The sequence below is a fragment of the Caenimonas soli genome (genome assembly GCF_013155545.1).
GTDB lineage: Bacteria > Pseudomonadota > Gammaproteobacteria > Burkholderiales > Burkholderiaceae_C > Ramlibacter > Ramlibacter soli.
The window spans coordinates 1-21,034 of sequence record NZ_JABJVV010000014.1 but is presented as its reverse complement, the minus strand read 5'-3'; the positions used below and the strand labels follow the sequence as shown (position 1 = coordinate 21,034).

Here is a 21,034-nt window from a genome sequence, read left to right as displayed (position 1 = left end):
TGTGATCCTGCGTTTGGCAAGACTTTTCCAGGAGAACCCCTAAATGAACCCCGAAACCCTGCCGCTGCGCGGCATCCGCGTCCTGGACCTCACCCGCGCCCTGGCCGGGCCCTTCTGCACGATGATCCTGGGCGACCTCGGCGCCGACGTGATCAAGGTCGAACCGACGGGCGGCGACATGATCCGCAACTGGGGCCCGTTCGACCGCGGAACGAGCGCCTACTACCTGAGCGGCAACCGCAACAAGCGCGGCATTGCCATGAACTTCCGCGACCCGCGTGCGCTGGACATGCTGAGAAGCCTGGCTGTGCAGTGCGATGTCGTCGCTGAAAACTTTCGCCCTGGCGCCATGGAATCCATGGGCCTCGACTATGAGACATTGGCCCAGCTGAACCCCCGGCTCATCTATGCGAGCGTCACCGGCTTTGGGCGGACCGGGCCCGCGGGCGGCCGCCCCGGCTTCGACCAGATTGCGCAGGGCTATTCAGGCTTGATGAGCGTGACAGGAACGCCCGAGTCGGGTCCGGTGCGGGTCGGCGTTGCCATCGGTGACCAGACTGCGGGCATGTGGTGCGCTATCGGCGTGCTGGCCGCCATTGCGGAGCGCAACGCGAGCGGAAAGGGGCGGCGGGTCGAGACCTCGCTGCTATCGTCCCTCGTCGGGCTCATGAGCGTGCAGGCCCAGCGCTACCTGAGCCTGGGCGAAGTGCCGGGTCTCGCGGGAAACACCCACCCGGTCATCTCCCCTTATGGTGTCTTCCAGACCGCCGACGGGCCTTTGAACATTGCGCCGGCCACCACTGAAATGTGGAAGCGCCTGTGCCATGTGCTGGGGCTTCAGAGCCTCGTTGACGACCCGCGCTATTCGACGAACGCGGCACGGATCGAGCGGCGGGCAGAGCTGAAGGACATCCTCGAAGCGCGTCTGGCAGAGCGCACACGCCGCGAGTGGACCGAGTTGTTCCTGGCCGCGGACATCCCGGCAGGGCCGATCAACACGCTCGCCGACGTGTTCGCCGATGAACAGGTCATCCACTGCCGGCTGGTCGAGGAAGCCGATCACGCCGAACTCGGCCGCATCCGCCAGGTGGGGTCTCCCATCTCCTTCGATGGCCGCCAGGGCGAATCCATCCGACGGGCACCTCCGGTCCTGGGCGAACACACCTTCGAGGTGCTGCGTGAACTCGGCTTCTCCGACGCAGACCTGCGGGCGCTTGCTCGCGAAGGCGTCATCGTGCAGCACCGCCAGGATCAGCCATGAACTCCGGATCCAGCCCGAGTCTCGAAGTCGCCGATCAGGTGGCGACCATCACGCTTCGCCGCCCCCACCATCACAACCGGATCGATCCGGACGACCCGACAGTGCTGCTGCGCCACATCGAGAGGGTGAGAAGCGACACTTCCATTCGGCTCCTGGTGATCACCGGCGAAGGCGAAAGAACCTTCTGCTCAGGCTACACACTCGCCCAGATCGGCACGCACCTTGACCGAACGCTCGAGGACATGTTCGACGCGCTCGAGTCGCTCGAAATCCCCACGTTGTGTGCCATGAACGGCAGCGCCTACGGCGGCGGCACCGACCTCGCGCTCGCCTGCGACTTTCGCATCGGGGTGCGCGGCTGCAAGCTGTTCATGCCGGCCGCGAGATTCGGGCTGCATTACTACCCGGGAGGCCTTCGGCGATTCGTCTCGCGGCTGGGTCCCACCACCGCCAAGAAGATCTTCCTGACATCCATGACACTGGAGAGCGAGGAGTTGCTTCGCATTGGCTTTCTCACCGACCTCGTCGAATGCGAGGGACTGCAAGCAAGGATCAATGCCTACCGCGAAGGGCTTTTCCGCTGCGAGCCGCGAGCTGTGAGCTCAATGAAACGGCACATCGACGCCATCATGGCCGGTGACTGGACCGAGGAGATGGGCCGCGCAGCGTATGAAGCCTCGCTGCAGTCGCCGGAAACCTCGCAGCGGCTCGCAGAGCTCGTCGCGAAATGAAGTTGAAACGTAGCCAGCCTGAAAAACAAAAACCCGCATGAAACCTGGATTTCATGCGGGTCTGAATGATGGTGGCCTGGGGCGGAATCGAACCACCGACACGCGGATTTTCAATCCGCTGCTCTACCAACTGAGCTACCGGGCCAGAGCCAGCAATTATATCAGCCTCCGCGCTTGCCCCTTGAGAGGTCCACGCCAAGCTGTTTGAGTTTGCGATACAGGTGGGTGCGTTCCAGCCCCGTCTTCTCGGCCACGCGCGTCATCGAGCCGCCTTCCTTGGCCAGGTGGAATTCGAAGTAACACTTCTCGAACTCGTCACGCGCATCGCGCAGCGGTTTGTCGAGCTCGAACAGTTGCCGCGCCTGCGGCCCCATCTCAACGACCGGTGGCAGGCTCTGGCCGCCCGTCATCGCCGCTTCCACGGTCAATTCGACCACCGGCGCGGCCACCACACCGGCGACGCCCGGTTTGCGTGGCGGTATGCCACTGCTGCGCGCCAGACCCGCCTCAACCGCCTTGAGCAGTTTCTGCATGGTGATCGGCTTTTCCAGGAACGCCTGGGCGCCGATCTTGGTGGCCTCGACCGCGGTCTCGATGGTCGCGTGGCCGCTCATCATGATCACCGGCATGCTGAGCAGCCCGGTGGTGGACCACTCCTTCAGGAGTGTGACGCCATCGGTGTCCGGCATCCAGATGTCCAGCAGCACGAGGTCGGGGCGCGCGCGGTTGCGGGCGCCGCGCGCCTGGGCCGCGTTTTCGGCCAACTCGACGTTGTGGCCCTCGTCGTTGAGAATTTCGGAGAGCAGGTCGCGAATGCCAAGCTCGTCGTCGACCACCAGTATGTTTGCCATTTGATTCCAGCACTTGCCCTTGCGGCCGATGGGGCAGGTGTTGCTAGGCCGCAACTGCGAATGATAGCGATACTTGGGCCCCTTGGACGACCCCGCCCTCGATCCGATTTTTCAGATCGACCCGGGCGCCATGCTCATCCGCGATTTTTTTCACTACCGCCAAGCCGAGACCGGTGCCCTTGGCCTTGGTCGTGACATAGGGCTCGAAGGCGCGTTTGAGGATGTGATCGGGAAAGCCTGCGCCGGTGTCCTGCACGATCAGGCGCGCGCGCCGCGAGGTCTCGTTCCACTGGGTCTTGATGGCGACTTCGCGGACCGGGCAGCCTTCGGTGGCGTCCTGGGCGTTTTGCAACAGGTTGTGGATGATCTGGCGCAGCTGTTGCGCGTCGGCCATGATCTTCGGGCAGTTCGGGTCCAGTTCCATCCGCACCGGCACATGGGCCGAGGCGTCACCGCGCTCCCCGCCTTCGCGGGCGTACAGCTGCATGACGTCGGAAACCAGCGCATTGAGATCTACCGGCTTGAGTTCGGCGGCCGGCAGGCGCGCATAGTCGCGAAATTCGTTGACCAGTCGCTTCATCGCGTCCACCTGGTCCACGATGGTCCGCACCGACTTCGTCAGGATCGCCTGCTCAGGTTCGCCCACCTTGCCGGCCAGCTTCATCTCCAGCCGCTCGGCCGACAGCTGGATGGGTGTCAGCGGATTCTTGATTTCATGCGCCAGCCGGCGCGCCACTTCGCCCCAGGCCTGCGCGCGCTGGGCGGAAACGATTTCTGAAATGTCGTCGAACACCAGCAGCCGCGCCGGCTTGCCCGGAGCGTCGGCAGGCATTTCGGCGCCGCGCGCAACGATGGTGATCGCATGCTGCGGCGACCCGGGCTGGGCCGCGTTGAGCTCGAACGATTGCTGCCAATGGTCCAGGCCGTGCTGCTTGCGCTCGTTCAGGTAGTCGTCGAACTGCTGCTGCACCGCATTGCCGAAGGACTCGATGCCCTCCACGCTGGCCAGCAGCGTGCCCTCGTACACCGCGAGCGGGACGCGCAGGATTCGCGTTGCGCCCGGATTGGACGACAGGATGTTGCCCTTCTCGTCCAGCACGATCACACCGGCCGTGAGGTTGTCCAGGATGGTCTGCAGGTTGGCGCGCGCGGCGCTGACCTGCCCCATGCTCTTGTCCACGGCCGTGCGCGCGTCGGCGAGCTGCTGCGTCATCTCGGCGAAGGAGCGCGTGAGGCCGCCGAGTTCGTCCTTGCCCTGCAATGCCGGTTTTGGACTCAGGTCACCGGCCGCCACCTCGCTGACGCCCGCGGCCAGCACCAGCAGCGGCCGGGCGAGCTGGTTGCCCAGGATGACGGCCAGCAGTACGGACCCGAAGACGGCCAGGAACAGGCTTAGCGTGAGCGTGCCTATGTACATGCGGCGCAGGCCGTCGCGGGCCAGCGCTCGCTCCTGGTATTCGCGGTAGGCCTCCTGCACGGCGATGGCATTGGCCACGAGCGTGGGCGGCAGGCTTTGGGTCACCTGCAGTACGCGGGGTTCGCCCAGCAATCCCAGGCTCGGGTGCGAGACCACGGCCAACGCCTTGACGCGCGCGTTGCTGACGGCATTGAGGCCGGGCTCATCGAGACCTTCGATGATCGCGAGTGAGCGCTGGGCGCGCAAGTTTCGCAGCTGCTGCGTGGTCGGGCGCTCGGGGTGCAACTGGAAACGCGACTGCCCGGCGCTGGCTATGAGCTGCCCGGTTCCGCTCCAGAGCAGCACATCGTTTGCAGGCAGTTGCTCGCGCAAGCGCTCCAGGGCCAGCGGCGCAGAAGTGTCGGGCGTGTCGGCCAGTTGCGCCGCGGCCGCGCGCGTCTTGTTGGCGAGATCGTTCGCCAGGGTGTCGAGCGTGGAGCGGCCCAGGCTCAGGCCGGCATCGAGCGCGCCTTCGACTTTCACGTCGAACCAGCTTTCGATCGAGCGCGAGACGAACTGGTAGGACACCACGTAGATCAGCATGCCGGGAAGAAAGCCCACCAGCGCGAAAATGGCAGCCAGCTTGATCAGCAGCCGGCTGCCGAACTTTCCCTTGCGAAGCCGTGAGAACAGGCGCAGCGCCACCCAGACGAGGACCAACAGCAGCACGCCCGCCACCACCATGTTGATGATGAACAGGCGCCCGTAGTTGCGCTCGTACAGCTCGCGGTTGTTGGTGGCCTGGGTCAGCAGGAACAGCAGGACGATGCCGATGGCCGCGATCACGGCGACGGCGACACCCACGGCCCAGCGAAATGCGCGGGAGGTCTTGAGCGGAAACCGTGAAGACGGCTCCCCGAGCGGCCCGGTGCTCACCGCGCGCTCTCGGCGACCAGGCGCTGATTGCGCATGACCGAAATGTTCCAGTCGGCATGGCCCACGGCGCCGATCTGGAATGGCCTGGGCAGCTGCGACACGTCGAGCCGGAATCGGAAGTCGACGTTGTAGCGCCCGTCGGGATCGACGTCGGCGGCGTCCGCGATCTTCCAATGTGAGGTCCGCTGCACCGCCGCGAGCGCTTCCTCACGGGTATCGAAGGTCTGCCCCAGGGCCAAGCCGGAGTTGCCGATCGGCGTGGGGGAAACCACCAAGCGCCAGCGGCGCGTCAGCGGCTGGTAGGAAAGGCGCATGTGGCGGGCGGCCGCAGCCACTTGCCTGTCGTACCAGTACCAGCGGTCGCGGAACAGCACGGCCTCGGCCACGAAGAACATCGGTATGCCTTTGGCCAGGGCGTCGTCGATGACGCCCGGCAGGTCGAACTTGACGGTCGCGGACAGCAGCACGCCCTCGTCGCTGCGCTCCAGGCGCAGCTGGGCGATCTCGGCAGCCTGCGGGTCGGCCAGGGCTGCTTCGCAAAAAACGAGCGCCCAGCAGGCCACCACGGCGCGAAAAGCGTGTTCCAAAGCGTTACGCAACCGCGCGTTTTTCCAGCAGCGCGTAATAAAAACCGTCGTGATCACCTTCCAGATTGTCCGGGACGGCGTTGCTCTTTACCCCCGTCCGGGGTACTAAATGGCCGGGCGCGGGCCGCAAAACGGCGTCTTTGTTGTGCGCAACAAACGTTTGGGCCTGTACCTCGCCCTCGGCACGGAATACTGAGCAGGTGCAGTAAAGCAGCCGCCCTCCCGGCTTGAGAAGCGGCCATAGCACCGCCAGCAGCCGAGCCTGGACAGATGCCAGTTGCGCAATATCGCTTTCGCGGCGCAGCCAGCGCACGTCCGGATGGCGCCTGACGATGCCCGACGCCGTGCAAGGGGCGTCCAGCAGGATGGCGTCGAACAGCTGGCCATCCCACCACAGGGTCGGCTGGGCGGCATCTGCCGCCAGCACATGCGCCTGCAGCCCGAGGCGCCCCAGGGTTTCATGGATCCGTTCGCAGCGCACAGGGTCGATGTCCAGTGCCGTCACCCGCGCGTCGGCCAGCTCCAGCAGATGCGCCGTCTTGCCGCCCGGCGCCGCGCAGGCATCGAGGATCGCGGGCCGCAAGTTGCCCTCCATCCCCTTCAGCAACAGCGGCGCGGCCAATTGCGCCGCCGCATCCTGCACCGAGACCACGCCCTCGTCGAATCCCGGGATTTCGTGGACCGGCCGGGGCCGCGCCAGGACGATGCCATGCTCGCCCACCGGTGACGCATCCACGCCGGCCGCGTGCAGCTGGGCCAGATACTGCTGTGGCGATGACTTCCTGGCGTTGACGCGCAGGGTCATCGGGGCTTGGGTATTGTTGGCCTCCAGGATGGCTTGCCAGTTGCGCGGGTGCTCCTTCTTCAGCCGCTCGACCCACCAACGGGGGTGGTTCCACAGGGCTACCGGGTCCCCATCCGTGGCCGCCACCAGCGCGTCGCGCTCGCGCAAAAAACGCCGCAGGCAGGCATTGATGAAGTTGGCCTGGGCCCTGGCGCCGGTGCTGCGCTTGGCGGCCTCGACGGCCTGATCGACCAGGGTGAAGACTTCGTACGGGGCCTCTGCGTCGCGCCAGCACAGAGCGAGCGCAGTACACAGCAATGCATCGGCTTGCGGCGGCGGGGCGCGGCGTGCCAACAGGTGGCGCAGGCCTTCGGCACGGCCCAGGTTGCGCAGCGCCTGGAATGCCAGGGCCTGCGCGCCGGGGCGCAGAGCGCCTTCCACCCGGCCCATCGCCGCGGTGGCCGACACGCCTTCGCGCACGGCCGCCACGACGTCGGTCGCGGCCTGTAGCAGGCGCCAAAGCGGCAGGGACGTAGTCAATTCCGAACCCGCTACGGCGTGGCGGCTGGCACGCCGCCACCCATCCCGCGGCCCGGCTTGAAGCCGAACAGCCAAGCCAGCAGCAGGGCGGGGAACTGGGCAATCGCCTCGTTGTAGCGCACCACGGCCTGGTTGAACTGATCGGCGGCGGCATGGGTCTGCAGTGCCAGCTGCGCGCGCCGTGCCGTCACGGTGTCGGGCAGGCGAGGCCCGGCCAGGTCGTGCGCGTCGTCACGCTCGGCCCGCTCCCAGGCCGTGGCCAGCACGTCCTGCGCCGCGCTCAGCGCCGCGATGCCTTCGGGTTCCAGCGGGCGCGCCCGTGCGGCGGCCAGACAGGCGGCGAACTGCGCCGCAGCACCGTGCAGCCCCGCCCAGAACGAGCCGCCCCCATCCAGCGAGGCGGGCTGCGTGGCTTCGGCCGATGGCAGGTCGTTGCGCACCAGGTCGATCTGCCGGGACAACTCGGCCTCCAGGTTCGCGAAAGCCGTGTAGGCCTCGGCCCGCATCCGCATCAGGCGGTTGTACGCGCCCACGGTCCAAAACAGCAGGACGGCGGCAACAATCCAGAAAACAACGGAGCTCGGCATCGGCTGCGGCAATCCCCAAAAAAAAGCGCCCCAAGCTGGATAGGCTGGGGCGCTAGTTTACGGTCAAACCGCAGTCGGCTTACTCGGTGGCAGCGCCTTCGCTGGCCTCGGGCGCCGTGGCGCCTTCGGTGGCGCTGGCCAGGTCGGCAGCCTCGGACTCGGCGATGGCGCGGCGCTCGGCCTCATCCATCTGGTCCTTGGCCTTGCGCGCCTGGTGGTACGCCATGCCGGTGCCCGCGGGGATCAGGCGGCCGACGATGACGTTTTCCTTCAGGCCACGCAGCTCGTCGCGCTTGCCCATGATCGCCGCTTCGGTCAGCACCCGGGTGGTTTCCTGGAAGGAAGCCGCGGAGATGAACGAGTCGGTCGACAACGAGGCCTTGGTGATGCCCAGCAGCAGGTTGCTGAAGGTCGGCGGGATCTTGTTCTCCGCGCGCAGTGCGTCGCAGGTATCCAGGATCTCCGAACGCTCCACTTGCTCGCCGGCGATGTAGTTGGCTTCGCCGACGTTCTCGACCACGACACGGCGCAGCATCTGGCGAACGATCACCTCGATGTGCTTGTCGTTGATCTTCACGCCCTGCAAGCGATACACGTCCTGCACTTCGTCGACGATGTAGCGAGCCAGTTCTTCGGCACCCAGCAGGCGCAGGATGTCCTGCGGATCGGCCGGGCCGTCCACCACGGACTCGCCCTTGTTGACCACCTGGCCTTCGTGCACCAGGATGTTCTTCTCCTTGGGCACCAGCTCTTCCCAGACCTTGCCGTCCGGGTCGGTGATCTGCATGCGGATCTTGCCCTTGGTCTCCTTGCCGAACGACACGGTGCCGGTGATCTCGGCCAGCACGCCCTTGTCCTTGGGCGAACGCGCTTCGAACAGCTCGGCCACGCGCGGCAAGCCGCCCGTGATGTCGCGCGTCTTCTGGCCTTCGATCGGGATACGGGCCAGCACTTCGCCGCCGGCCACGTCCTGGCCGTCTCGCACCTGGATCAGCGCGCCGACCGGGAAACCGATCGTCACCGAGTGGTCGGTGCCAGGGATCTTCACCTCGTTGCCGGTGCCGTCGATCAGCTTGACCTGCGGGCGGATCAGCTTGGCCGAACGCTTGGGGTCGAACTTGATGACGACCAGCGTCGACAGGCCGGTGACTTCGTCGACCTGCTTGGCGACCGTCAGGCCCTCCTCGACGTTCTCGAAGTGCACCTTGCCCGCGAACTCGGTAATGATCGGGCGGGTCAGCGGATCCCAGTTGGCCAGGATCGTGCCGGCCTTGACCGACTGATCCGCCTTGACGGCCAGGATCGCGCCGTACGGCACCTTGTGGCGCTCACGCTCGCGGCCGTGCTCATCATGGATGATGATCTCGCCGGAACGGGCGATCACCACCAGCTCCTTCTTGCTGTTGGTCACGTAGCGCATCGTGCTGTTGAAGCCGATCACGCCGTTGGACTTGGCATCCACGCTGGAAGCGATGGCAGCGCGCGAGGCGGCGCCGCCGATGTGGAAGGTACGCATCGTCAGCTGCGTGCCCGGCTCGCCGATGGACTGGGCGGCAATCACGCCGACAGCCTCGCCGACGTTGATCAGGCCGCCCCGGCCCAGGTCACGGCCATAGCACTTGGCGCAGATGCCGAAGCGGGTGGCGCAGGTCAGCGCGGTGCGGACCTTGACCTCGTCCACGCCGGTTGCTTCCAGTTCGTCGATGACGTCCTCGTCCAGCATGACGCCGGCCTTGACCAGCACCGAGCGGTTTTCCGGATGCATCACGTCGTCGGCCGTCGTGCGGCCCAGAATCCGGTCGCGCAACGATTCGATCACCTCGCCGCCCTCGACGATGGCGCGCATGACCGAGCCTTCGTGGGTGTCGCAATCCTCTTCGATGACAACCAAATCCTGCGTCACGTCCACCAGGCGGCGCGTGAGGTAGCCCGAGTTCGCGGTCTTCAACGCCGTGTCCGCCAGGCCCTTACGGGCGCCGTGGGTGGAGATGAAGTACTGCAGCACGTTCAGGCCTTCGCGGAAGTTGGCCGTGATCGGGGTCTCGATGATCGAGCCGTCCGGCTTGGCCATCAGGCCCCGCATGCCCGCCAGCTGGCGGATCTGGGCGGCGGAACCGCGGGCCCCGGAGTCGGCCATCATGTAGATGGAATTGAACGACTCCTGGTCCACTTCGTTGCCGTGGCGGTCGATGGTCTTTTCCTTGGCCAGCTGGGCCATCATGACCTTCGACACTTCGTCGCCGGCCTTGCCCCAGATGTCCACCACCTTGTTGTAGCGCTCGCCGGCCGTGACCAGGCCCGAAGAGTACTGCTGGCCGATTTCCTTCACTTCCTTCTCGGCGCGCTCGATGATGTCGGCCTTCTGCGGCGGCACCAGCATGTCGTCCACGGCGATCGAGATACCCGCCTTGGTCGCCAGGCGGAAGCCGTTTTGCAGCAGCTTGTCGGCGAACACCACGGTTTCCTTCAGGCCGCACTTGCGGAACGAAGTGTTGATGAGCTTGGAGATTTCCTTCTTCTTCAACGCCTTGTTGATGTTGGCGAACGGCAATCCCTTGGGCAGGATTTCCGACAGCAACGCACGGCCCACGGTGGTTTCGATGATGGACGTGGAGGGCACGAACTCGCCCGTTTCCTTGTCCTTGTTCCACTCGGTCAGGCGCACGTTCACCTTGGCGGTGAGCTCGACCTGGCTGGCGTCCAATGCGCGCTGCACTTCACCGATGTCGGCGAAGATCATGCCCTCGCCCTTGGCGTTGATGCGCTCGCGGGTCGTGTAGTACAGGCCCAGCACCACGTCTTGCGACGGGACGATGGAGGGCTCGCCGTTGGCCGGGAACAGCACGTTGTTGGAGGCCAGCATCAGCGTGCGGGCTTCCATCTGCGCTTCCACCGACAGCGGCACGTGGACGGCCATCTGGTCGCCGTCGAAGTCGGCGTTGAAGGCGGCGCAAACCAGCGGGTGCAGCTGGATCGCCTTGCCTTCGATCAGGATCGGCTCGAACGCCTGGATGCCCAGGCGGTGCAGCGTAGGTGCGCGGTTGAGCATCACGGGGTGCTCTTTGATCACCTCTTCCAGGATGTCCCACACCACCGGCGTGCCCGATTCAACTTCCTTCTTCGCCGCCTTGATGGTGGTGGCAATGCCCATGGCTTCCAGGCGCGAGAAGATGAAGGGCTTGAACAGCTCCAGCGCCATCAGCTTGGGCAGGCCGCACTGGTGCAGCTTGAGCGTCGGGCCCACGGTAATGACCGAACGGCCCGAGTAGTCGACGCGCTTGCCCAGCAAGTTCTGGCGGAAGCGGCCGCTCTTGCCCTTGATCATGTCGGCCAGCGACTTGAGGGCGCGCTTGTTGGCGCCGGTCATGGCCTTGCCGCGGCGGCCGTTGTCCAGCAAGCTGTCGACGGCTTCCTGCAGCATCCGCTTTTCGTTGCGCGCGATGATTTCCGGAGCCTTCAGCTCCAGCAGGCGGCGCAGGCGCGAGTTGCGGTTGATGACGCGGCGATACAGGTCGTTCAGGTCGGAGGTCGCGAAGCGGCCGCCGTCCAGCGGCACCAGCGGACGCAGGTCCGGCGGCAGCACGGGCAGCACGTCCATCACCATCCACTCGGGCTTGATGCCGGACTTCTTGAAGGCTTCCAGCACCTTCAGGCGCTTGGCGTTCTTCTTGACCTTGACTTCGGAGCCGGTCAGGTCGCCGCGCAGCTTCTCGATCTCGATCTCGATGTCGATCCCCATCAGGAGATCCTTGATGCCCTCGGCGCCCATCTTGGCGACGTACTCGTCACCGTATTCCTTGCGCTTGGCCTCGTAGTCGTCCTCGGACATGATGCTGAACTTCTTCAGCGGGGTCATGCCGGGGTCGGTCACCACGTAGGCTTCGAAATACAGCACGCGCTCGATGTCGCGCAGCGTCATGTCCAGCACCAGGCCCAGGCGCGAAGGCAGGGACTTCAGGAACCAGATGTGGGCGCAGGGCGCGGCCAGGTCGATGTGGCCCATGCGCTCACGGCGCACCTTGGTCTGCGTGACTTCAACGCCGCACTTCTCGCAGATCACGCCGCGGTGCTTCAGGCGCTTGTACTTGCCGCACAGGCATTCGTAGTCCTTGATGGGGCCGAAGATCTTGGCGCAGAACAGGCCGTCGCGCTCGGGCTTGAAGGTGCGGTAGTTGATGGTTTCCGGCTTCTTGACTTCGCCGAAAGACCAGGAGCGGATCTTTTCCGGCGAGGCCATGCCGATGCGGATGGCATCGAAATGCTCGTCCGGTGTGAACTGCTTGAACAGGTCGAGTAGTGATTTCATGTGACTCTATCCCTTCTTGCTTAAGAGCGTTCCAGTTCCATGTCGATGCCCAAGGAACGGATTTCCTTGACCAGGACATTGAACGATTCCGGCATGCCGGCTTCGATGGCATGCTCGCCCTTGACGATGCTTTCGTACACCTTGGTGCGGCCCTGCACGTCGTCCGACTTCACAGTCAGCATTTCCTGCAGGGTGTAGGCGGCGCCGTAGGCTTCCAGCGCCCACACTTCCATTTCGCCGAAGCGCTGGCCGCCGAACTGGGCCTTGCCGCCCAACGGTTGCTGTGTGACCAGGCTGTAAGGGCCGGTCGAACGCGCGTGCATCTTGTCGTCCACCAGGTGGTGCAGCTTGAGCACGTGCATGTAGCCCACCGTCACGGGACGCTCGAACTGGTCGCCGCTGCGGCCGTCGTACAGCATCGCCTGCGTGCGCGTGGCCGTCAGGCCCTTGACCTTCATGATGTCTTCCGGGTAGGCCAGCTTCAGCATGCCGCGGATTTCTTCTTCGGAGGCGCCGTCGAACACCGGGGTGGCGAACGGAACGCCCTTGGCCAGGTTCTGCGACATCTCGATGACGTCTTCGTCAGCCAGCTTGGCCAGGTCTTCCTTGCGGCCCGAAGTGTTGTACAGCTGATCGAGGAACTTGCGCAGCTCGGCCTGTTTGGCCTCTTGCTGCAGCATGTCGCCGATCCGCTGGCCGATGCCCTTGGCAGCCCAGCCCAGGTGCACCTCCAGCACCTGCCCCACGTTCATGCGCGAAGGCACGCCCAGCGGGTTGAGCACGATGTCGCACGGCGTGCCGTCGGCCATGTAGGGCATGTCTTCGACCGGAACGATCTTGGAAACCACACCCTTGTTGCCGTGGCGGCCGGCCATCTTGTCGCCGGGTTGCAGGCGGCGCTTGACGGCCAGGTAGACCTTGACCATCTTCAGCACGCCGGCCGGCAGCTCGTCGCCTTGCGTCAGCTTCTTGCGCTTTTCTTCGAAAGCCAGGTCGAAGCTGTGGCGCTGCTGCTCGATCGAGTTCTTGATCGACTCGAGCTGGTTGGCGACTTCGTCCTCCGCCGGGCGGATGTCGAACCAGTGGAACTTCTCGACCGAGGCCAGGTAGGCCTTGTCGATCTTCGTGCCCTTGGCCAGCTTCTGCGGGCCGCCGTTGGCGATCTTGCCGTTCAAGAGCTTCTCGATACGGTCGAACGCGTCGGCTTCGACGATGCGCAGCTGGTCGTTCAGGTCGAGGCGGAAGCGCTTGAGCTCGTCGTCGATGATCTGCTGGGCGCGCTTGTCGCGCTGGATGCCTTCGCGGGTGAACACCTGCACGTCGATCACGGTGCCTTGCGAGCCCTGATCCACGCGCAGCGAGGTGTCCTTCACGTCGGAAGCCTTCTCGCCGAAGATCGCGCGCAGCAGCTTCTCTTCAGGCGTCAGCGTGGTCTCGCCCTTGGGCGTGACCTTGCCGACCAGCGTGTCGCCCGGCTGCACTTCGGCGCCGACGTAGATGATGCCGGACTCGTCCAGGCGATTCAATTGTTGTTCGCTGAGGTTGGGAATATCGCGGGTGATTTCCTCGGCGCCCAGCTTGGTGTCGCGGGCCATCACCACCAGCTCCTCGATGTGGATCGAGGTGTAGCGGTCTTCGGCGACGACGCGTTCGCTGATCAGGATCGAGTCCTCGAAGTTGTAGCCGTTCCAGGGCATGAACGCCACCAGCATGTTCTGGCCCAGGGCGAGTTCCCCCAGGTCGGTCGATGCACCGTCGGCCACCACGTCGCCCTTGGCGATCTTGTCGCCGCGCTTGACGATGGGGCGCTGATGGATGTTGGTGTTCTGGTTGGAACGCTGGTACTTGATCAGGTTGTAGATGTCCACGCCGACTTCACCGGCCTGGGCTTCCGCGTCGTTCACGCGCACCACGATGCGGGTGGCGTCGACATAGTCGACCACGCCGCCGCGGCTCGCGACCACCACGGTGCCGGAGTCGATCGCGGAAACGCGCTCGATGCCGGTACCGACGAAGGCCTTTTCGGGACGCAGCACCGGCACGGCCTGGCGCTGCATGTTGGCGCCCATCAGCGCGCGGTTGGCGTCGTCGTGCTCGAGGAACGGCACCAGCGAGGCGGCCACCGACACGATCTGCGCCGGGGACACGTCCATGTACTGGATGCGGTCTGCGCCGACCAGCACCGATTCGCCGGCTTCACGCGCGGAAACCAGTTCGTCGGTCAGGCGGCCGTCCTTGTCCAGGGCCGCGTTGGCCTGGGCGATGACGTACTTGCCTTCTTCGATGGCCGACAGGTAATCGATCTGCATCGTCACCTTGCCATCGCTTACGCGGCGGTACGGCGTTTCGATGAAGCCGTACTCGTTCAGGCGGGCGTACAGGGCCAGCGAGTTGATCAGGCCGATGTTCGGGCCTTCCGGGGTTTCGATCGGGCACACGCGGCCGTAATGGGTGACGTGCACGTCGCGCACTTCGAAGCCTGCGCGCTCGCGGGTCAAACCGCCCGGGCCCAGGGCCGAGACGCGGCGCTTGTGCGTGATCTCGGACAGCGGGTTGGTCTGGTCCATGAACTGCGACAGCTGCGAGGCACCGAAGAACTCCTTGAGGGCCGCGGAAATCGGCTTGGAGTTGATCAGGTCGTGCGGCATCAGCGGCTCTTGCTCGGCCTGGCCGAGGCGCTCCTTCACGGCCTTCTCGATACGGGCCAGGCCGGTGCGGTACTGGTTTTCGGCCAGCTCGCCGACGCAGCGAACCCGGCGATTGCCCAGGTGGTCGATGTCATCGACTTCGCCGCGGCCATTGCGCAGGTCCACCAGGATCTTGACCACGGCGAGGATGTCCTCGTTGGTCAGGACCATGGGGCCGGTCGACTCGTTGCGGCCGACCTTGGCGTTGAACTTCATGCGGCCGACGCGCGACAGGTCGTACGTGTCCGGGTTGTAGAACAGGCGCTGGAACAGGGCCTGCACCGCGTCTTCCGTCGGCGGCTCGCCGGGGCGCATCATGCGGTAGATGGCGACGCGGGCTGCGAACTCGTCCACGGTCTCGTCGATGCGCAGGGTCTGCGACATGTACGCGCCCTGGTCGAGTTCGTTCGTGTAGATGACCTGCAGGTCGTGCACGCCGGCCGTGCGCAGCTTCTTCAGCAGCGCTTCGGTCAGCTCGTCGTTGGCCTTGGCGATGATCTCGCCGGTGTCGGCGTCGACGATGTTGCGGGCGACCACACGGCCGACCAAGTAGTCTTCCGGCACGCTGATGTGCGTGGTGCCGGAGGTTTCCAGGTCACGCGTGTGGCGAACCGTCACGCGCTTGTCCTTGGCGACCACGACCTTGCCCGACTTGTCGGTGATGTCGAAGCGAGCCACTTCGCCGCGCAGGCGCTCGGGGACGAACTCCATCTGCGCGCCGCTGTCCATCAGGCGGAAGTTATCGTTGACGAAGAAGTTCGCCAGGATCGATTCCGGCGTCAGGCCGATGGCCTTGAGCAGGATGGTGACCGGCATCTTGCGGCGGCGGTCGACGCGGAAGTACAGGATGTCCTTGGGGTCGAATTCGAAGTCGAGCCAGGAGCCGCGGTACGGGATGATCCGCGCCGAGAACAGCAGCTTGCCCGAGCTGTGGGTCTTGCCCTTGTCGTGCTCGAAGAACACGCCGGGGGAGCGGTGCAGCTGCGAGACGATCACGCGCTCGGTGCCGTTGATGATGAAGGAGCCCTTCTCGGTCATCAGGGGCACTTCGCCCATGTAGACCTCCTGCTCTTTCACCTCCTTCACGACCTTCGACTGAGGCGTCGACGACTCGCGGTCATAGATGATCAGCTGCACCTTGGCGCGCACGGCCGAGGCGTAGGTCAGGCCGCGGGTCTGGCACTCGCGCACGTCGAACGCCGGCTTGGCCAGGTTGTATTCGAGGAACTTCATCTCGACAAAACCGTTGTGCGAGACGATGGGGAAGGCGGCGTCGAACGCGGCCTGCAGACCCTCTATGGTCCGGCTCTTCGGGCCAATATCGGCCTGCAGGAACGCGGTGTACGCGTCCTTCTGCATTTGCAGCAGGTAAGGGATTTCAAGCACGCTGTCGCGGCTGCCGAAGCTTTTGCGGATGCGCTTGCGTTCGGTGTAAGAATATGTGGACGTCTGGGCCATGAGCTCTCCGGGCTTACTCTTGCACAACTGACATCGAGCACCCGGGGGCGGACCGGGACTCGACATTCTTGGTGGGTTGGCCACTACCAACCATGGCGGACGGCGATGCATTGCACATCGCCCGAACCAAGGCGTCTTCTGCAGTCGGGGTCAGAAGACACTCAAAAATACTGGGGGACCCCGTATTGGGCCAGCATTTTTGGGTGCGCTCTTCACGCATCCATATAAGCACCAAAGGCTGGAGGCCCTTTCGGGTCGCTCCAGCCTCGGGCCAGGGTCGAATTACTTCAGTTCGACCTTGGCGCCGGCATCTTCCAGCTTCTTCTTGGCAGCGTCGGCGTCGGCCTTGTTCATGCCTTCCTTGACGGCCTTGGGGGCGCCGTCGACCAGGTCCTTGGCTTCCTTCAGGCCCAGGCCGGTGATTTCGCGCACGGCCTTGATGACGGAGACCTTCTGTGCGCCGGCTTCCAGCAGCATCACGTTGAATTCGGTCTTCTCTTCAGCGACCGCAGCGGCGGCACCGCCGCCTGCGGCTGCGGGCGCGGCCATGGCGGCTGCGCTCACGCCAAACTTCTCTTCGATGGCTTTCACCAGGTCGTTGAGTTCCATGACCGTCATGCTGTCCAGCGAGGTCAAAAATGCGTCTTTGTCGAATGCCATTTTGATTTCCTAAATAAGTTGGGTTAAAGCCGGGCCGCTCAAGCGGCTGCCGCTTCGGCAGGTGCCGCGTCAGCCGTAGCTTCCGCACCGCCGCCTTTTTTCGCTGCCAGTGCGCCGAGCACCACTGCGGTGCGCGAGATCGGCGACATCAGCAGGCCGCAAAGCTGAGCCAGCAACACTTCCTTGGAGGGAATGTTGGCGAGCTGCTTCACGCCGTTGACGTCCAGGGCCTTGCCTGCAAATGCACCACCGCGAATCACCAGCTTGTCGTTGGTTTTCGCGAAGTCAGCCACCACTTTCGCGGCGGCGACGGCATCGACAGAAAAGCCGTAGATCAGCGGGCCGGTCATCTGGTCACCGACAACCTCGAACTGGCTACCTGCGACAGCACGGCGGGCCAGCGTGTTCTTCAGAACACTCAGGTTCACGCCCTTGCTGCGCGCATCGTTGCGCAGTTTGGTCATGTCAGCGACCGTGATGCCGCGGTATTCCGCAATCACCAGCGTTTGAGCTTTAGCTGCGAGGCCGGTCACTTCTTCAATGACCGCTTGCTTCTCACTGCGATTCAGACTCAAGGTCTACTCCTTCAAATGTGCCTTCGGGCTTTCACCCTCCGGCACGCCTTAGTTGCAGCGACCAACTGTTTTCAGAAATCTCTCAATTCCATCTTCAGCGGGATCGCCATCTGCGTTGGCTTTTCACAATTAAGGGCATCGCTGCCCGCCAACGGTCTTGGATGGCCTGCCGTTCCTTTTCAGGGCCGGCAGCCCACCATTCCTTTGCGATTACGCCGAGATGGTTTGCGTGTCCACACGGACACCCAGACCCATCGTCGACGAAACCGCCACTTTCCTCAGGTACACGCCCTTGCTCGAAGCCGGCTTGGACTTGTTCAGCGCATCGATCAGCGCAACCAGGTTGCCTTGCAGCTTGTCCGAATCGAACGAGCGGCGGCCGATGGTCGCGTGGATGATGCCGGCCTTGTCGGCGCGGTACTGAACCTGGCCAGCCTTGGCGTTCTTCACCGCAGTGGCCACATCGGGCGTCACGGTGCCGACCTTCGGGTTGGGCATCAGGCCGCGCGGGCCCAGGATCTGGCCCAGCGTACCGACCACGCGCATGGCGTCCGGCGCGGCGATCACCACGTCGAACGGCATGTCGCCGGCCTTCACGCGGGCAGCCAGGTCGTCCATGCCGACGATATCGGCGCCGGCGGCCTTGGCTTCCTCAGCCTTGGCGCCCTGGGCGAACACGGCGACGCGCTTGGTCTTGCCGGTGCCGTTGGGCAGCACGACGGCGCCGCGAACGACCTGGTCAGACTTCTTCGGGTCGATGCCCAGCTGCACGGCCACGTCGATGGACTCATCGAACTTGGCCGTGGCGGCTTCCTTGACGATGCCGAGGGCTTCGCTGAAAGCGTACAGCTTGGTGCTGTCGACCTTGCCTTGCAGGGCTTTTTGTTTCTTGGTGAGCTTGGTCATGTCAGAGGCCCTCCACCGTGATGCCCATGGAGCGAGCCGAGCCGGCCAGAGTCCGGATGGCAGCGTCCACGCTCGCGGCGTTCATGTCTTTCAGCTTGGTCTTGGCGATCTCTTCGAGCTGGGCCCGGGTGATCTTGCCGACCTTGTTGCTGTGGGGGGTGGCCGAACCCTTTTCCAGCTTCACGGCCTTCTTGATCAGGACCGTCGCGGGAGGGGTCTTGATGATGAAGGTGAAGCTCTTGTCCGCGTAAGCGGTGATCACCACGGGCAGCGGCAGACCGGGCTCGACGCCCTGGGTCTGGGCGTTGAACGCCTTGCAGAACTCCATGATGTTCAGGCCGCGCTGGCCCAGTGCCGGGCCGATGGGCGGCGACGGATTGGCTTTGCCGGCTGGCACTTGCAGCTTGACAAAACCGACGATTTTTTTCGCCATGGTTTTTTACTCCTTGCGGGTGATAACGCCTTGGTTCAAGACCTCAGCTCCCCGGGGTTAACGACTCAATACTTCCAATCCGTGCCGAGTCGGTGAGCACGAACCAACTTCGTCAGGTCTTTTCGACCTGGCTGAATTCCAATTCGACCGGCGTGGCACGTCCGAAGATCGTGACCGACACGCGGACCTTGTTCTTTTCGTAGTTGACTTCTTCGACTGTGCCATTGAAGTCGGTGAACGGGCCGTCCTTGACGCGCACGTACTCGCCCACCACGAACTCGACCTTATGGCGGGGCTTCTCGGTGCCCTCTTCCATCTGGCCCAGGATCTTGCCGACTTCTTCTTCGGAGATCGGGGCCGGGCGGTTCTTGGCGCCGCCGACGAAACCCGTGACCTTGTTGGTGTGCTTCACCAGGTGCCAGGTGTCGTCGTTCATGATCATCTGCACCAGCACGTAGCCGGGGTAGAAGCGCCGCTCGGAAGTCTTCTTCTGGCCGTTCTTAATCTCGACCACTTCTTCGGTGGGCACCAGGATCTCGCCGAACATGTCCTGCATGCCGGCGCGGTTGATGCGCTCGCGGATGTTGCGTTCGACGGCCTTTTCCATGCCGGAGTAGGCATGGACAACGTACCAGCGCAGATCCGGGTTGACCGGCTTGGCCGGGACGGCGGGCTGCGTCGAGTCCGCGGACTCGGCGGCGGTATCTGTGATGTCGCTCATTACTTCTTCCACCCCAGGATCAGGTCATAAAACGCCCACTCGAGGGTCTTGTCCGTCAGCCACAGGAACAGGGCCATCACGGCGCAAAAGGCGATGACGTAAAGCGTCATCTGCGTGGCTTCCTTGCGGGTGGGCCACACGACCTTCTTGACTTCCTTCCAGGAGTCGCGGCCGAAGGCCACGAATTCCTTGCCGGACTCGGAGGTCATGAAGACCACGAACGCGGCGGCCAGGCCCACCACCAGGGCGCCCCACTGCGCGATCTGGCCCTGCTTGCCCAGCAGGTAGAAGCCCGCCACAGCCGCGATCACCAGGGCGACGGCAGCTGCCAGCTTGGCCTTATCGGCGCCGGTGTTGACGGTTTCAACTTGAGAAGTGGCCATTTGCGGCTGTTTCCTGATTCAATTCAATGCGTGTCTTTAAGACAGTAAGCCCGTCACGGCGTGACGGGCTTTTTAAGGTGCCACTCTCAGGTGGCAGGGGCAGTAGGAATCGAACCTACAACCTTCGGTTTTGGAGACCGACGCTCTGCCAATTGAGCTATACCCCTCCGGCTGGCTTACTCCAGGATCTTTGCGACGACGCCCGAGCCCACGGTCTTGCCGCCTTCGCGGATGGCAAAGCGCAGGCCTTCTTGCATGGCGATGGGGTTGATCAGCTTCACCGTGATGGACACGTTGTCGCCGGGCATGACCATTTCCTTGTCCTTGGGCAGCTCGATGGCGCCCGTCACGTCCGTGGTGCGGAAGTAGAACTGGGGACGGTAGTTGTTGAAGAACGGGGTGTGACGGCCGCCCTCGTCCTTGCTCAGCACATACACCTCAGCGGTGAAGTGCGTGTGCGGCTTGATCGAGCCGGGCTTGCACAGCACCTGGCCGCGCTCGACTTCTTCGCGCTTGGTGCCGCGCAGCAGCACCCCGACGTTGTCGCCGGCCTGGCCCTGGTCCAGGAGCTTCCGGAACATCTCGACGCCGGTGCAGGTGGTCTTGATGGTGGGCTTGATGCCCACGATCTCGATTTCCTCGCCGACCTTCACCACACCGCGCTCGATACGGCCGGTGACCACCGTGCCGCGACCGGAGATGGAGAACACGTCTTCGACGGGCATCAGGAAGGCACCGTCCACCGCGCGCTCGGGCGTGGGGATGTAGCTGTCCATGGCTTCGGCCAGCTTCATGATGGCCTGCTCGCCCAGCTCGCCCTTGTCGCCTTCCAGGGCCAGCTTGGCCGAGCCGTGGATGATGGGGGTGGTGTCGCCGGGGAATTCGTACTTGTCCAGCAGCTCGCGCAGCTCCATCTCGACCAGCTCGAGCAGCTCGGCGTCGTCGACCATGTCGCACTTGTTCAGGAACACCAGGATGTAGGGCACGCCCACCTGGCGGGCCAACAGGATGTGCTCGCGGGTCTGGGGCATCGGGCCGTCAGCGGCCGAGCACACCAGGATGGCGCCGTCCATCTGGGCGGCGCCGGTGATCATGTTCTTGACGTAGTCGGCGTGGCCGGGGCAGTCCACGTGCGCGTAGTGGCGGTTCTTGGTCTCGTACTCGACGTGCGCGGTGTTGATGGTGATGCCGCGCGCTTTTTCTTCCGGAGCCGCGTCGATCTGGTCATACGC

Annotated in this window: 16 protein-coding genes and 2 tRNA genes; 2 read left to right on the top strand and 16 right to left on the bottom strand. The window is 64.4% G+C overall.

Translation table 11 applies throughout. The features are described from left to right. Nucleotides 1-43: 43 nt before the first annotated feature. Entirely contained in the window at nt 44-1,261 is a 1,218-nt protein-coding gene (locus HNE04_RS20140) for a CaiB/BaiF CoA transferase family protein (RefSeq protein ID WP_172223184.1), read from the top strand. Further along, nucleotides 1,258-1,992 carry an enoyl-CoA hydratase/isomerase family protein gene (locus tag HNE04_RS20135; RefSeq protein WP_172223182.1) on the top strand — a complete coding sequence of 245 codons (735 nt, stop codon included), beginning with the start codon at nt 1,258-1,260 and terminating at the stop codon, nt 1,990-1,992. Before HNE04_RS20140 ends, HNE04_RS20135 begins: the two co-directional genes overlap by 4 nt. A gap of 69 nt (nt 1,993-2,061) precedes the next feature. On the opposite strand, the gene HNE04_RS20130 is transcribed toward HNE04_RS20135, so the two are convergent. The 16 genes from HNE04_RS20130 to tuf all read right to left on the bottom strand — a co-directional run. After that, nucleotides 2,062-2,137, bottom strand: a tRNA-Phe gene (locus HNE04_RS20130). Between the two features lie 16 nt (nt 2,138-2,153). Further along, nucleotides 2,154-2,843 (bottom strand): response regulator, encoded by a 690-nt coding sequence (locus HNE04_RS20125; RefSeq protein WP_172223180.1) that lies wholly within the window; start codon nt 2,841-2,843, stop codon nt 2,154-2,156. 43 nt (nt 2,844-2,886) lie between these two features. After that, the gene (locus HNE04_RS20120) at nt 2,887-5,175 is read right to left on the bottom strand and encodes a sensor histidine kinase (RefSeq protein ID WP_172223178.1); all 2,289 of its coding nucleotides are present in this window, start codon (nt 5,173-5,175) and stop codon (nt 2,887-2,889) included. After that, a complete protein-coding gene (locus tag HNE04_RS20115; protein WP_235965225.1) occupies nt 5,172-5,774 on the bottom strand; it encodes a DUF4390 domain-containing protein in 603 nt (200 codons plus the stop codon). Before HNE04_RS20115 ends, HNE04_RS20120 begins: the two co-directional genes overlap by 4 nt. After that, nucleotides 5,767-7,086 (bottom strand): 16S rRNA (cytosine(967)-C(5))-methyltransferase RsmB, encoded by a 1,320-nt coding sequence (rsmB, locus tag HNE04_RS20110; RefSeq protein ID WP_172223176.1) that lies wholly within the window; start codon nt 7,084-7,086, stop codon nt 5,767-5,769. Before rsmB ends, HNE04_RS20115 begins: the two co-directional genes overlap by 8 nt. A gap of 11 nt (nt 7,087-7,097) precedes the next feature. Then, on the bottom strand, nt 7,098-7,673 hold the full coding sequence (locus tag HNE04_RS20105) for a LemA family protein (RefSeq protein WP_172223174.1): 576 nt from the start codon (nt 7,671-7,673) through the stop codon (nt 7,098-7,100). Between the two features lie 79 nt (nt 7,674-7,752). Further along, nucleotides 7,753-11,979 carry a DNA-directed RNA polymerase subunit beta' gene (gene rpoC / locus HNE04_RS20100; RefSeq protein ID WP_172223171.1) on the bottom strand — a complete coding sequence of 1,409 codons (4,227 nt, stop codon included), beginning with the start codon at nt 11,977-11,979 and terminating at the stop codon, nt 7,753-7,755. Between the two features lie 20 nt (nt 11,980-11,999). Continuing rightward, a complete protein-coding gene (gene rpoB, locus HNE04_RS20095; protein ID WP_172223168.1) occupies nt 12,000-16,124 on the bottom strand; it encodes a DNA-directed RNA polymerase subunit beta in 4,125 nt (1,374 codons plus the stop codon). 282 nt (nt 16,125-16,406) lie between these two features. Further along, on the bottom strand, nt 16,407-16,784 hold the full coding sequence (rplL, locus tag HNE04_RS20090; RefSeq protein WP_172223166.1) for a 50S ribosomal protein L7/L12: 378 nt from the start codon (nt 16,782-16,784) through the stop codon (nt 16,407-16,409). Between the two features lie 38 nt (nt 16,785-16,822). Next, a complete protein-coding gene (gene rplJ, locus HNE04_RS20085; protein WP_172223163.1) occupies nt 16,823-17,359 on the bottom strand; it encodes a 50S ribosomal protein L10 in 537 nt (178 codons plus the stop codon). A gap of 210 nt (nt 17,360-17,569) precedes the next feature. After that, a complete protein-coding gene (gene rplA, locus HNE04_RS20080; RefSeq protein WP_172223161.1) occupies nt 17,570-18,265 on the bottom strand; it encodes a 50S ribosomal protein L1 in 696 nt (231 codons plus the stop codon). 1 nt (nt 18,266) lies between these two features. Beyond that, entirely contained in the window at nt 18,267-18,698 is a 432-nt protein-coding gene (gene rplK / locus HNE04_RS20075; RefSeq protein WP_153586968.1) for a 50S ribosomal protein L11, read from the bottom strand. Nucleotides 18,699-18,810: 112 nt separating this feature from the next. Next, the gene (gene nusG / locus HNE04_RS20070; protein WP_207717652.1) at nt 18,811-19,419 is read right to left on the bottom strand and encodes a transcription termination/antitermination protein NusG; all 609 of its coding nucleotides are present in this window, start codon (nt 19,417-19,419) and stop codon (nt 18,811-18,813) included. Further along, on the bottom strand, nt 19,419-19,802 hold the full coding sequence (gene secE, locus HNE04_RS20065) for a preprotein translocase subunit SecE (RefSeq protein WP_172223158.1): 384 nt from the start codon (nt 19,800-19,802) through the stop codon (nt 19,419-19,421). Before secE ends, nusG begins: the two co-directional genes overlap by 1 nt. A gap of 91 nt (nt 19,803-19,893) precedes the next feature. Continuing rightward, nucleotides 19,894-19,969, bottom strand: a tRNA-Trp gene (locus tag HNE04_RS20060). A gap of 9 nt (nt 19,970-19,978) precedes the next feature. After that, the coding region (gene tuf / locus HNE04_RS20055) for an elongation factor Tu (protein WP_172223156.1) at nt 19,979-21,034 on the bottom strand (1,056 nt) is incomplete at its 5' end.

Bases quoted from the DNA above. Each gene is read 5' to 3' on its own strand.
- HNE04_RS20140 (WP_172223184.1), top strand. From the start codon at position 44: ATGAACCCCGAAACCCTGCCGCTGCGCGGCATCCGCGTCCTGGACCTC.
- HNE04_RS20135 (WP_172223182.1), top strand. From the start codon at position 1,258: ATGAACTCCGGATCCAGCCCGAGTCTCGAAGTCGCCGATCAGGTGGCG.
- HNE04_RS20125 (WP_172223180.1), bottom strand. From the start codon at position 2,843: ATGGCAAACATACTGGTGGTCGACGACGAGCTTGGCATTCGCGACCTG.
- HNE04_RS20105 (WP_172223174.1), bottom strand. From the start codon at position 7,673: ATGCCGAGCTCCGTTGTTTTCTGGATTGTTGCCGCCGTCCTGCTGTTT.
- rpoC (WP_172223171.1), bottom strand. From the start codon at position 11,979: ATGAAATCACTACTCGACCTGTTCAAGCAGTTCACACCGGACGAGCAT.
- rpoB (WP_172223168.1), bottom strand. From the start codon at position 16,124: ATGGCCCAGACGTCCACATATTCTTACACCGAACGCAAGCGCATCCGC.
- rplL (WP_172223166.1), bottom strand. From the start codon at position 16,784: ATGGCATTCGACAAAGACGCATTTTTGACCTCGCTGGACAGCATGACG.
- rplA (WP_172223161.1), bottom strand. From the start codon at position 18,265: ATGACCAAGCTCACCAAGAAACAAAAAGCCCTGCAAGGCAAGGTCGAC.
- rplK (WP_153586968.1), bottom strand. From the start codon at position 18,698: ATGGCGAAAAAAATCGTCGGTTTTGTCAAGCTGCAAGTGCCAGCCGGC.
- nusG (WP_207717652.1), bottom strand. From the start codon at position 19,419: ATGAGCGACATCACAGATACCGCCGCCGAGTCCGCGGACTCGACGCAG.
- secE (WP_172223158.1), bottom strand. From the start codon at position 19,802: ATGGCCACTTCTCAAGTTGAAACCGTCAACACCGGCGCCGATAAGGCC.